General features: G+C 70.0%; 11 protein-coding genes. 6 read left to right on the top strand and 5 right to left on the bottom strand.

Features of this window, described 5'->3' with window-relative positions; translation table 11 throughout:
* Positions 1-8: 8 nt before the first annotated feature.
* From ACWC09_RS25455 to ACWC09_RS25445, 3 genes are read right to left on the bottom strand one after another with little or no spacing between them, the layout of a single operon-like run.
* Positions 9-3521 (bottom strand): 5-oxoprolinase/urea amidolyase family protein, encoded by a 3513-nt coding sequence (locus tag ACWC09_RS25455; protein ID WP_450852902.1) that lies wholly within the window; start codon positions 3519-3521, stop codon positions 9-11.
* On the bottom strand, positions 3518-4141 hold the full coding sequence (locus tag ACWC09_RS25450; RefSeq protein WP_450852901.1) for an urea amidolyase associated protein UAAP2: 624 nt from the start codon (positions 4139-4141) through the stop codon (positions 3518-3520). Before ACWC09_RS25450 ends, ACWC09_RS25455 begins: the two co-directional genes overlap by 4 nt.
* On the bottom strand, positions 4138-4962 hold the full coding sequence (locus tag ACWC09_RS25445; protein ID WP_450852900.1) for an urea amidolyase associated protein UAAP1: 825 nt from the start codon (positions 4960-4962) through the stop codon (positions 4138-4140). The genes ACWC09_RS25450 and ACWC09_RS25445 overlap by 4 nt, the downstream gene beginning before the upstream one ends.
* Before the next feature lie 171 nt (positions 4963-5133).
* Here ACWC09_RS25445 and ACWC09_RS25440 point away from each other — a divergent pair, with 171 nt between their 5' ends.
* The 6 genes from ACWC09_RS25440 (at position 5134) to ACWC09_RS25415 (ending at position 10575) form a co-directional block, all read left to right on the top strand.
* Complete coding sequence (locus ACWC09_RS25440; protein ID WP_450852899.1) at positions 5134-5760, top strand: TetR/AcrR family transcriptional regulator; 627 nt, start codon at positions 5134-5136, stop codon at positions 5758-5760.
* A 280-nt stretch (positions 5761-6040) separates the two neighbouring features.
* Complete coding sequence (locus ACWC09_RS25435; RefSeq protein WP_450852898.1) at positions 6041-7636, top strand: ATP-binding protein; 1596 nt, start codon at positions 6041-6043, stop codon at positions 7634-7636.
* Positions 7633-8040 carry a roadblock/LC7 domain-containing protein gene (locus ACWC09_RS25430; RefSeq protein WP_450852897.1) on the top strand — a complete coding sequence of 136 codons (408 nt, stop codon included), beginning with the start codon at positions 7633-7635 and terminating at the stop codon, positions 8038-8040. The genes ACWC09_RS25435 and ACWC09_RS25430 overlap by 4 nt, the downstream gene beginning before the upstream one ends.
* Positions 8037-8447 carry a DUF742 domain-containing protein gene (locus tag ACWC09_RS25425; RefSeq protein ID WP_450852896.1) on the top strand — a complete coding sequence of 137 codons (411 nt, stop codon included), beginning with the start codon at positions 8037-8039 and terminating at the stop codon, positions 8445-8447. The genes ACWC09_RS25430 and ACWC09_RS25425 overlap by 4 nt, the downstream gene beginning before the upstream one ends.
* Complete coding sequence (locus ACWC09_RS25420; RefSeq protein WP_450852895.1) at positions 8428-9048, top strand: GTP-binding protein; 621 nt, start codon at positions 8428-8430, stop codon at positions 9046-9048. The genes ACWC09_RS25425 and ACWC09_RS25420 overlap by 20 nt, the downstream gene beginning before the upstream one ends.
* Positions 9049-9108: 60 nt before the next feature.
* Entirely contained in the window at positions 9109-10575 is a 1467-nt protein-coding gene (locus tag ACWC09_RS25415) for a cytochrome P450 (protein WP_450852894.1), read from the top strand.
* A 19-nt stretch (positions 10576-10594) separates the two neighbouring features.
* Here the strand turns inward: ACWC09_RS25415 and ACWC09_RS25410 are convergent, their stop codons facing one another.
* Both ACWC09_RS25410 and ACWC09_RS25405 read right to left on the bottom strand, forming a co-directional pair.
* A complete protein-coding gene (locus tag ACWC09_RS25410; protein WP_450852893.1) occupies positions 10595-11539 on the bottom strand; it encodes an RluA family pseudouridine synthase in 945 nt (314 codons plus the stop codon).
* Positions 11540-11550: 11 nt separating this feature from the next.
* Positions 11551-11751 (bottom strand): hypothetical protein, encoded by a 201-nt coding sequence (locus tag ACWC09_RS25405; RefSeq protein WP_450852892.1) that lies wholly within the window; start codon positions 11749-11751, stop codon positions 11551-11553.
* Positions 11752-12303: the final 552 nt, after the last annotated feature.

Raw genomic sequence — 12303 nt, 5'->3', positions numbered from 1 at the left:
CGGGTGTTTCAGTGCGCCGCCGGGGCGAGTACGACCAGTGCCGTTCCCGCCTCCACCTGGTCGCCCGGTCTGGCCAGGATCTCCGTCACCACGCCGTCCATCGGTGCGTGCACCCTGGACTCCATCTTCATCGCCTCCAGCGCGAGCAGTGGCTGGCCCGCTGAGACCGAATCGCCCGGTTCCACGTTCAACTGCCATACGGATGCGGCGAATTCGGCTTCCACCAGGCGACCGCCCGCAGGGATGCTCACCTCGGCGGGGGGAGCCGGCGGCGCTGAGGCCGCTTCCGCCCGAGCGAACTCGCCCGCCGCTTCCCAGGCGTCCCGTTCCGCCGAGAAGGCGGCCTGCTGGCGGGACCTGAACTCCGCTATGGAATCCGCCTGTTCGGTGAGGAAGGTCTGGTAGTCGGCCAGGGAGAAGGTGCCCTCTTCGATGGCGGGGACGAAACGGCCGGATGTGATGTCGGCCCGTAGGGCGAGGAGTTCGTCCGCGTCCACGGGATACCACTTGATGCGGTCGAAGAAGCGGAGCAGCCAGGGGGAGCCCGGTTCGAAGGCGCCGCGTTGCTGCCAGGGGGACCAGACCTGGGTGGTGCGGCCCACGAACTGGTAGCCGCCGGGCCCCTCCATGCCGTAGATGCACAGGTAGGCGCCGCCGATGCCCACCGAGTTCTCGGCCGTCCAGGTGCGGGCCGGGTTGTACTTGGTGGTGACGAGGCGGTGGCGGGGGTCGAGAGGTGTGGCCACGGGGGCGCCCAAGTAGACGTCTCCCAGGCCCAGTACGAGGTACTCGGCGTCGAAGACCGTGCGGTGGACGTCGTCGACGGTGGCGAGGCCGTTGACCCTGCGGATGAACTCGATGTTCCAGGGGCACCACGGGGCGTCGTCGCGGACGCCCGCCATGTAGCGGGCCGTCGCCTCGCGGGTCGCCGGGTCGTCCCAGGAGAGGGGGAGACGGACCGTGCGGGAGGGGACGACCAGTTCGTGGGTGGGCGGGAGAGCGGTCGCCATCTCCCTTACGGAGGTGAGGAGTTCGTCCAGTGGGAGGCGGGTGGGGTCCGTCTGGATCTGGAGGGAGCGGATGCCGGGGGTGAGGTCCTTGATGCCGTCGGGGGCGTCCGCCGCCACCGCTTCCATCAGGGCGTGGACACGCATCCGCAGGGCCAGGTCCAGGTGCATGGGGCCGAACTCGACCAGCAGGTTGTCGTCGCCGCTGCGGCGGTACGTCACGTCGCCGTCGCGGGCCAGGATGCCGCCGTCGACGATCGCGGGGCGCGGTGAGCCGTCGGTCCGTACCGGGGTGAACTTCACCGTGTCGCCCGGGCGTAGTTGGCCCAGCTTCCAGCGTTCGGTGCTGAGTACCGTTGCCGGGCAGACGAAGCCGCCCAGGGAGGGGCCGTCCGGGCCCAGCAGGACCGGCATGTCGCCCGTGTAGTCGACGGCGCCGACCGAGTACGGGGTGTCGTGGATGTTGGACGGGTGCAGGCCGGCCTCGCCGCCGTCGGTGCGGGCCCAGCGGGGCTTGGGGCCGACCAGGCGGACCCCGGTACGGGCCGAGTTGAAGTGGACCTTCCAGTCGGCCGCGTAGAAGTCGCGGACGTCCTGCTCGGTGAAGAACTCCGGTGCCGCGTGCGGGCCTTCGGTGGCGCCGAGGTGCCAGACGGCACCGCATTGCGGGCGGTCCTCGGTCGGCACCGGGGAGCCGTCGGTGACCGTACCGCCGTGCAGGACGTCGCCCGTGCGCAGTGCCCGGCCGCCGTGGCCGCCGAAACGGCCGAGCGTGAAGGTGCTCGCGCTGCCCAGGAAGGGCGGTATGTCCAGGCCGTCGGCGAACAACACATAGGTCCGCAGGCCGTGTTCGGTGGGTGTGCCGATCTCCAGTACGGCTCCCGCCGGCACGGTCACCGGCTCCCACTGGGGCACCGGTGCGCCGTCGATGCTCACCGGTGCCGGTGCGCCCGTCACACAGACCGTCGTGGGGTGCGTGAACCTCAACGTCGGCCCCTGGAGCGTGCATTCGAGGCCCGGGGCGCCCTCACGGTTGCCCAGCGCGCGGTTGCCGAGCCGGAAGGAGCGGTCGTCCATCGGGCCGCAGGGGGGTACGCCGACCTGCCAGTAGCCGGTGCGGCCCGGCCAGTCCTGCACGGTGGTGAGGGTGCCGCCGGATATGACCTCGATGCGCGGGGTCGGGTCGGTCACCGAAGCGAGCGTCGCCGTGGAGTGGGCGGCGGCCCGGAACGCCCGGTCCGCGAGCGCCGCGCGGACCAGACCCAGGTTCGTCTCGATGCCGTCCACCCGGGTGCGGGACAGCGCCTCGTCCAGACGGTGCAGGGCGTGGGCGCGGTCGGGGCCGTAGGCGATGACCTTGGCGAGCATGGGGTCGTACGACGTCGTCACCTCGGTGCCCGTCTCGACCCAGCCGTCCACGCGTACGCCGGGCGGGAACTCGACCCTGGTCAACAGGCCCGCGCTGGGCCGGTGTTCGCGTGAGGGGTCCTCCGCGTAGAGGCGGGCCTCGACGGCGTGGCCGCGGGGGGTGCCCGGGTCGGTCACCACGTCGTGCTCGCCCCGGGCCAGGCGCAGCATCCAGGCGACCAGGTCGACGCCGTAGATCTCCTCGGTGACCGGATGTTCCACCTGGAGGCGGGTGTTGACCTCCAGGAAGTAGGCCTCCTCGCGTGCGGCGTCGTAGACGAACTCGACCGTTCCCGCGGAGCGGTAGCCGACCGAGGCGCACAAGTCGCGGGCCGAGGCGGCGAGTCGGGTGCGCACGTGGGTGGGGAGGCCGGGGGCCGGGGCCTCCTCCAGGACCTTCTGGTTGCGGCGTTGCAGCGAGCAGTCGCGGTCGCCGAAGGTGACCACTCTGCCCTCGCCGTCGCCGAAGACCTGCACCTCGACATGGCGGGCGTGCTCCACCAGGCGTTCCAGGAAGACGCCGGCGGAGGAGAAGGAGGCGGCGGCGACGCGGTGGACGCGGTCCCAGGCGTCGGTCAGTTCGTCGGCCGATCGACATGCCGACATACCGATTCCGCCGCCTCCGCCGGTCGCCTTGAGCATGACCGGGTAGCCGATGGCCGCAGCCTGGGACAGGGCTTCGTCCAGTGAGTTCAGAAGTCCTGTTCCGGGTGCGAGGGGGACTCCTGCCGCCTCGGCCGCCGCACGGGCCGTGTGCTTGGCGCCGAAGAGGTCGAGCTGTTCCGGCGTCGGGCCCACGAAGACGATTCCGGCCTCCTCGCAGCGGCGTGCGAAGAGCGCGTCCTCGGAGAGGAAGCCGTAGCCGGGGTGGATCGCGCCCGCGCCGGTGTCCTTGGCCGCCTTCAGGACCAGGTCGGCGTCGAGGTACGACTCCTTCGCGGGCGCCGGGCCGAGGCGGACCGCCTCGTCGGCCAGGCGGACGTGCGGTGCCGAGCGGTCGGGGTCCGCGTACACGGCGACTGTGCGCAGGCCCAGTTCGCGCGCGGTACGGATGATCCGTACCGCTATCTCACCTCGGTTGGCGACCAGGAGCGTCTCGAAGCTCATCCGGCCGCCCCGATCGTCATCTCCACCGCCGTCGGGTCGAAGCCGTTGCAAGGGTTGTTGATCTGGGGGCAGTTGGAGACCAGGACCAGAACGTCGCGCTCGGCGCGGAGGGTCAGCCTGAGACCGGGGGCCGAGATGCCGTCGACTATGCCGAGGGTGCCGTCCTTCTCGACCGGCACGTTCATGTACCAGTTGATGTTGGACACCAGGTCGCGCTTGCCGAGGCCGTGACGAGAACCCTCCGCGAGGAAGTTGTCCACGCACGCGTGCTGTGACCAGGTGTGGTGGCCGTAGCGGAGGGTGTTGGACTCCTTGGAGCAGGCGCCGCCCACCGTGTCGTGGCGGCCGACCTCGTCGTCGACGACGGTCATGAGGGGGGTGTGCTCGTTGGAGAGCAGGACGCTGCCCGTGGTCAGGAAGATGTTGCCCTGCGCGTGGATCGTGTCGGGCGCGCTGTAGCGGACCGATGTGTCGTGGGCGTCGTAGACGAGGAAGTCGACCGCCTGGTTGCCGTGCAGGTCGGCGATGGTCAGGGTCTCGCCCTCGTGGATCACGGACGACCAGGCGGCGCGCGCCGCAACGACGGTCGTGCGCACGGGCGTTGGTGTGTTCGTGGTCATGCGAGCCCCCTCGCGGCAAGGAATTCGGCGGTGTTGAGGAAGGCGCGGCGGCCTTCGGGGGTGGCGTCCCACAGGGGGTCGCCCGGTGCGGTCGGGGCCGCGCGCCAGGCCAGGACCTCCAGGGGGGTGCTCGTGTACTCGGGGCGCGGGTCGGCCGGGTGCGGGACGTTGGCGATCAGCACCGTCACGTCCTGCTCGGCGCGGAGTGTGATGCTGCCGCCGGGGCCCGTCGAGCCGGTGAAGTCGAGGGAGCCGTCGTCGCGGACCTCGACGCCCTGGAAGAACGAGAGGGACGGGGGCAGGTCGCGGGGCTCCAGGCCGTTCTTCGCCGCGGCCAGCTTGAACAGCTCGCGGCCGGCGGGGGACGGGGACTGCGGGGTGCCGTCGCCGTAGCGCTCGGTGTTGCGTACGAGGGTGGAGGTGCCGCACAGCGCGTCGTGGCGGCCGGCGGTGTCGGCGATCACCGACGCCAGGACGCGGCCCTGGTCGGAGAGGAGGAGCCGGCCCTCGGACAGGTAGGCGTTCCACTGGACCTTGACCGTGTCGGCCACGTTCAGGCGCTCCCAGGGGCGGTCTGCCACGAAGAGGAGCAGATGGGCGCAGGCGTCGCCGCGCAGGTCGGTGAGGCGCAGTTCGGTGCCGCGGGCCAGGACGCGGTGAGTGTAGTTGCCGCCCGCGACCGTCTCCGCCCAGACCAGGTGGCCCGCCTCGCAGGGCGGGGCCGGCCAGTCGGCGGCCGGGACGACCGGCATCGCCTCCGCACGGGCGCCCTCCTGGGCGCGGGCGTGGTCTCGGGCTCCGTATGTGGTCGCTGTCGCCATCGCGGACCTCCGGCTCCGGGGTCGATTCCAGTACTGCATTTCTGTCGCCCGACAGAAATTAGGAGCCGGCCGGGTCGGCGGCGTTGCCCGGGTGTTGCCGGTCGGTTACCGAGCCCTCACCAAGATCACCCGGAGATCGCCGTGGGGGGGCGGTGTGCGAGGATCGAACGCATGGGGACGACAGGTGGGCGCCGGGTCGGCCGGCCGAGGGCCGCGCAGCGGCCGGACAGCGGGCTCTCGCCGCGGGACGAACTCCTCGCCGCCGCCGCCGAGTTGTTCACCACCCGCGGCTACGCGGCCACCACCACCCGGGCGGTCGCCGAGCGGGCGGGCATGCGGCAGGCCTCCATGTACCACTACGTCTCCGGCAAGGAGGAACTCCTCGCCGACCTCCTCGAGTCCACGGTCACGCCCTCGCTCGCCTACGCCCGTGAGCTTCTCGCCGACGACGCGAGCCCGGCCGAGGAGCGGCTGTGGGAACTGTGCCGGACGGACGTGGAGCTGCTGTGCGGCGGGTCGCACAATCTCGGCGGGCTGTATCTGCTGCCCGAGGTGCGGGCCGAGCGGTTCGCCGGGTTCCATGCCGTGCGCGCCGAACTCAAGGACGCCTACCGGCAGTTGCTGGCCGCGACCGCGGCGGGCGGTGCGCTCGCCAAGAACGAGCTGGATCTGCGGACCGATCTGCTCTTCGGGTTGATCGAGGGTGTGATCCTCGTGCATCGATCCGACCCCGAGCGCCCCGTGTCGGTGTTTGCAGAGGCCACCGCGGACGCCGCGCTGCGCATCGCGGGCGTCTGAAACGACGTCCGCGTCCCTGCCGGAAGGCGATCTTCACTCATCACGGTGAGTGATTTTCGTACGCTCATTCGCTGTAACGCGTTGTGTTCGAGTGGGGGCGCAGTGTGCAAATGGAGCTGAGAGTACTCGCTTCGCGCGCCCCTTTTCAGGTGCTTGCTGAATATGACACGGCGATGATCCGGTCGGACTAAGCTCGCCCGCGGCGCACCGAGTTGAGGTGTATTCGTGCGCTTGTTCCCCATATGCGCGACTCCCAGCCGATTCGTTTCAGAGGGCCTACATGGTGAGTGTTCAGTCCCCGCCCGGGCGCCGTGAACTTCCTTACGCGCGCGTGCTGTTGTTCCCCGCCATACTGATGGCCGCGGTGACCGGAGCCGCCGTCGCGGCGGTGGCCGAACCGGCCCGCGTCGCCGTCGGATGGTGCGGCGCCGTAGCGACGCTGCTGGTCATCGCGACGGCGGCCGAGGCGGTACGACGCGGCCGCGCCCTGCGCACGCTGCGTGACGAGGGCGCCCGTCACACTGCGTATCTGGAACGGCGCATCGCCGGCCACGACCAGGAGATGCTCCGCCTCGCGGAGGAGATCGCACCGGTCGCCATCCACTGGTTGCGCTCCGGGAATTCTCCCGCGGAGGTGATTCGCCAGCTGGGCAACGTCGACCCCAGCTACGGTCAACTTCCCGAGGGGCAGCTCCGGTTGCTCAGGAGGGTGCTCGACATCGTCGACACCGAGGAAGCCCTGCGGGACTCCTCACAGCGCTCCTTCGTCAGCATCGCCCGACGCGTCCAGGCGATCGTCCACCAGCAGAACAAGGAACTGCGGGAGATGGAGGAGGACCACGGGCGCAATCCCGAGGTCTTCGACGACCTGCTCCGCATCGACCACGGCACCGCGCTGATCGGCCGCCTCGCCGACTCCATCTCCGTGCTCGGCGGCGGCCGGCCCGGACGCCAGTGGCCCGCACCCGTCCCGCTGTACAGCGTGCTGCGCGGTGCCATGTCCCGCATCCTGGAGTACCGGCGCATCTCGCTCGACAACATCGCCAAGGTCAACATCGCCGGAATCTCCGTCGAGCCGGTCATCCACGCCTGCGCCGAACTCCTCGACAACGCCACGCGCTACTCGCCCCCGCAGACCAAGGTGCACGTCATCGCCAGCGAGGTGCAGACGGGCATCGCCATCGAGATCGAGGACGCCGGCGTCAGCCTCAGCGAGGAGGCCCGCGCCAAGGCGGAGACCATGCTGGAGCGCGCCATGGCCGGTGTCGATCTCCAGGAGCTCGGCGACTCCCCGCGCCTGGGCCTCGCCGTCGTGGGCCGGCTGTGCAAGGCGTACGACATGCAGATCTCGCTGCGCTCCTCGGCGTACGGCGGCGTCCGCGCCGTCCTCGTCGTGCCGCGCGCGATGATGACCACCGATCCCGCGCCCGGCCTCGCCCACGGCGTCGGCGCGGCCGCGGCACCCAAGGTCGAGTTCGGGGGCCCGGAAGGTCCCAAGCGGGCCCCGAAGCGACGCCGCCCCACCAGCCCGCGCATCCCGGCAGGGGTGTCCATGGAGGACGAGGTCCCCGTCGTCACCGAATGGACCGCGGGCGGACTGCCCCAGCGGCGCAGCCGGGTCAAGACCCCGCTCAGCGTGCGGATCGCCGAACAGGCCGCCGCCGAACGCGCCGAGCGTGAGGCCCGCGAGGCCCGGCCCGCCTGGGCGACGCCCGCGCCGGAGCCGGAGCCCGAGAAGCAGGACGAGCCCGAACCGGGGCTCTGGGTCGAGGCGTTCTGGAACGGACTCAAGGGCACGCCCGACCCGTTCGACACCCCCCAGCCGACCAACGAGCCGGCCCGTGTTGAGGCCGACGACGAGAGGGACCACAAGTGATCCAGCAGCGAGCCAACTTCGACTGGATGCTCAAGGATCTCGCCGACGGAGTGCCGGGCATCGAGATGATCGTGGTGCTCTCCGCGGACGGCCTGCGCATCGCTCGCTACGGGGGTGATCCGGACGCGGCCGACCGCGTGGCCGCGGCGTGCGCGGGCCTGCAGAGCCTGGCGAGCGCCGTGGCCCACGAGATCCCGGACAGCGACGGCCGGATGAAGATGGTGCTCATCGAGATCAACGGCGGCTACTTCTATCTGATGGCCGCGGGACCCAACGCCTACCTCGCGGTCCTCTCCGACGTGGTCGCCGAACCCGGGCTCATGAGCAACCGTATGCGCGACCTCGTCGTGAGAATCGGCGCCCATCTCACCAGTCCGCCGCGGCGCAACGGGCAGACCGTATGACTCCTCCGCAACGCCGACGGCGACATACCAGAGAAGAGCCACCCCCGACACCTCTTGTCACAGAAGGCAAAGAGGGCGATCCGAAGGCCCCGGAGCGGCTCTACGTGGTCGCCGGGCCGGACGGGCAGCGAGCCGACCTCGATCTGGTCACCTTAGTCGTGGCCGGCGCCGACCCGCCTCCCTCCGCCACGCCGGAGCAGTCGGCGATCCTCCGGCTCTGCACGGCCCCCCTGTCGGTGGCCGAGCTCTCGGCCTATCTGAACCTGCCGTTCAGTGTGGTGACCGTGCTGCTCACCGAGATGCTGACGGCCGAACTGGTGCAGGCGCGCGCCCCGATCGTCCGGCAGGCGACGCTCCCCGACCGTTCCCTTCTCGAAGCGGTGATGCATGGACTTCAAAGGCTCTGACACCATCCCCGGACCACGCACAGAGGATCACCTGCCGCAGACGGCCCAGGCCGCGGTGAAGATCGTGATCGTGGGCGGCTTCGGAGTCGGCAAGACGACGATGGTCGGTTCGGTCAGCGAGATCAGGCCCCTGACCACCGAGGAAACCATGACGCAGGCCGGTATCGGGGTCGACGACAACTACGGTTCCGACACCAAGACGGCCACCACCGTCGCCATGGACTTCGGCCGCATCAGCATCACCGACCAGCTGGTGCTCTATCTCTTCGGCACCCCCGGCCAGGAACGCTTCTGGTTCCTGTGGAACGGCCTGTTCGAGGGCGCGCTCGGCGCGGTCGTGCTGATCGACACCCGCCGTCTCGAGGTCAGCTTCGACGTCATAGGGCGCCTGGAGGAGCGCGGTGTGCCCTTCGTGGTCGCCGTCAACTCCTTCCCGGACGCGCCCCGTTACCCCATCGACGACCTGCGCACCGCCCTCGACCTGTCCAAGGAGATCCCGATCGTCGAGTGCGACGCGCGCCGCCGTGCCTCCAGCCGGGATGTCCTGATGACGCTGATGCACTTCCTCCACTCGCTGGCCACGGCGAAGGCCAACGCATGAGCCACGGGGACCCCCTCACCTCTTGTACACCGGATCCACTTCAGCTTCGGAGCGACCATCGTGACCCGTGAACCCCTCTTCCCGGCCGGTACCGACGAGCCCACGGCCGCCCCGCCCCCCGGCTGCCCCGCACACGGCATCGGCCCCGGCGGGCTGCGTCGGCTGTACGGCCCCGACGCGGAGGACCTGAGGGCCGTGTACGAGAAGCTGCGGGCTGAGCACGGAAGCGTGGCTCCGGCGCTGCTGCACGAGGATGTGCCGATCTGGGTGGTGTTGGGCCATACCGAGAACCTGCACATGGTGGGTACGCCCACGCAGTACAGCCGTGACACCCGGTTGTGGACCTGCCTGCAGGACGGCACGGTCAAGCCAGATCACCCGCTCATGCCGATCGTCGCATGGCAGCCCATCTGCTGCCATGCCGAGGGGGACGAGCATCTGCGGCTGCGCGGGGCGGTCACCGGCGCCATGTCGACCATCGACCACCGCGGTATTCGCCGCTACATCAACCGCGCCACCCAGCACCTCGTCAACAAGTTCTGCGAGGAGGGCCGGGTCGATCTGGTCAGCCAGTTCGCCGAGCACCTGCCGATGGCGGTGATGTGCGAGATCCTCGGTATGCCGGACGAGTACAACGACCAGATCGTGCATGCCGCCCGCGACCTGCTCAAGGGCACCGAGACCTCGATCGCCAGCAACGCATACATCATGGATGCCCTGATGCGGCTCACCGTCCGCCGCCGGGCCGAACCCAAGGACGACTTCACCAGCCATCTGATCAACCACCCGGCGGGGCTCGACGACGACGAGATCGGCCAGCACTTGCGCGTCGTCATGATCACCTCGTACGAGGCCACCGCCAACCTCCTCGCCAACGTACTGCGGGTGGTGCTCACCGACCCCGGGTTCCGCGCCCGGCTCAACGGCGGCCAGATGACGGTGCCCCAGGCGGTCGAGCAGTCCCTCTGGGACGAGCCGCCGTTCAGCACCATGCTGGGCTACTTCGCCAAGCAGGACACCGAGCTTGGTGGTCAGCGCATCCGCAAGGGTGACGGCCTCCTCATGGGTATCGCCCCGGGCAACGTCGACCCACGCGTGCGCCCTGATCTCAAGGCCAACATGCAGGGCAACCGCTCCCACCTCGCCTTCAGCGGCGGTCCCCACGAATGCCCGGGCCAGGACATCGGTCGCGCCATCGCCGACGTGGGTGTCGACGCGCTGCTGACCCGCCTCCCGGACGTCGAACTCGCCTGCGAGGAGCACGAACTGCGTTGGAGGACGTCCATCATGAACCGGCACCTCGTGGAACTGCCTGCGAAGTTCGCGCCGAAGCCCCAGCAGGACGTCATGCAGTGGCCATCCAGCAACCCGATGCCGCGGCAGTGCCCGAACGACTGGCAGGTCAGCACGCCGCAACCGGAGTCCACAGCTCAGGAGCCCGCCCCTCCGACGCCGGCGGCGATGCCCGAACCGGCCCGGCGGCCGGGCATGTTCCGGCGCCTTCTGTGCTGGTGGCGCGGCGAATGAGCCGACCGGGGCACCGGGCCTAATCGGCCCATTCCTCGTACGACGACCAGGCCTGCAGCACACGCGGGCTGACGAACCGGTGCTCGTGCCCCGTGACCGGATCGGTGAACTCCAGGACCCGTGCCAGCAGTTGGAGCGGGCGCCGGAAGTCATCGTCCGCCACGGGGCCGGTCACCACGGGATAGAGGGGATCGCCGAGGATCGGCACCCCCAAGGTCCTCATGTGCACCCGGAGCTGGTGCGTCTGCCCGGTGCGGGGTCTCAGCCGATAGCGAGCCAGCCCGTCGTCCCGTTGTTCCAGCAACTCCACGTCGCTGACGGCATTGGGCTCGCCCTCGACCTCGCGCGCCGCCATGACCCCACGCTCCTTGACGATCCGGCTGCGCACGGTGCGCGGTAGGGCGAGCGCCCGATCGTACGGGGCGACTGCCTCGTATTCCTTGGCGATGAGCCGGTCGCGGAACAGCGACTGGTACGCGCCGCGCTCCGCGGGGCGCACAGTGAACAGGACCAGTCCGGCGGTGAGCCGGTCCAGGCGGTGGGCGGCGCCCAGCGTGGGCAGGCCCAGCTCCCGGCGCAGCCGCGCGAGGGCGGTCTCCGTGACATGGCTGCCGCGTGGTGTCGTGGCGAGGAAATGCGGCTTGTCGACGACGACGATGTGCTCGTCTCGGTATACGACGTTCAGCGCGAACGGCACCGGCACCTCGTACCGCAGCTCCCGGTGGAACCACACGAACATGCCTGGCACGTATGCCATGTCACGCGGCACGGGACACCCGTCGGCGTCCACGATCAGCCCTGCGTCCAGCATCCCGTCGATCACATCCGCCCCGGCCGCGAGTCGATCCACCAGATGATCACGCACCGTCGCCCACGCCGCCCCCTGCGGCAGTTTCACCCGCACCGGATCGACCCCGTCACGTTGCGGCAGGGGAGAAGGGGGGATTGGGCTTCTGTGTCTCATCGCGATCAAGCTTACGAGGGCGCACTGACAGCGCGCTGTTGGATCGACGGGGGACTCAGGGACTGGTCGGGCGATGACGACGCACGGTGGGCCGTCACCGGCGCGGGGAAACCGACCGGCCGCCGGGGCGTGGTGTCGCCCCGCGCGCGACGGCGATCCTGACTCGCCGGGCTCTCGACGAGATCGGCTTCCACCGCCTCGAACTTCTCCATGCACCCTCCTCCATCCGGTCGGCCGACACGGCATGGATCTGCACGCGCATGCAGGGCGATTGACGCTACGCGCGTATCGAGCTGTTCCGGTCTCCGACTCAGCTCGGCCGACGCTCAGACCCCGACCGCAAGGGGGGCGCGCGCGTCCTGATCAGGCGACTGTCAAATGTGAGTGCAACACGTTCGTGGCTGAATCAACGGTGGCCACTTCCGGTCTGGACCGAACTGCGATGTGATAAAGGGTCTACGGCCGAAGGTGGCGCGTCCTGTTTGCGCCGCTGTGGAAGGGGGAGTCCGTGGTGCCACTCGTTCCGTCATCGCCCACCGCGGCCGCCAGTGTGTCGGCTCTCTTGGAGCAGGCTCGAGCGCGGGCACGCCAACAGCGCACATGGACATGGCCTCCGGCCGGCAGATCCACGAGGCCTGGCAGGGCAAGGAACTCCTGCGCGCCCTCCTGGGCCTGACCGTCACTCGCAGGCACGTCATCCCCGACCACTCCGCAATCTCCACCGCCCGCCATCGCTTCTTCGCCCATGCCGCCGACCACGCTCA

The organism is Streptomyces sp. NPDC001617, assembly GCF_053596855.1.
Note: the sequence above shows the minus strand (reverse complement) of the source record. Positions and strands in the feature narration are given on the sequence as shown.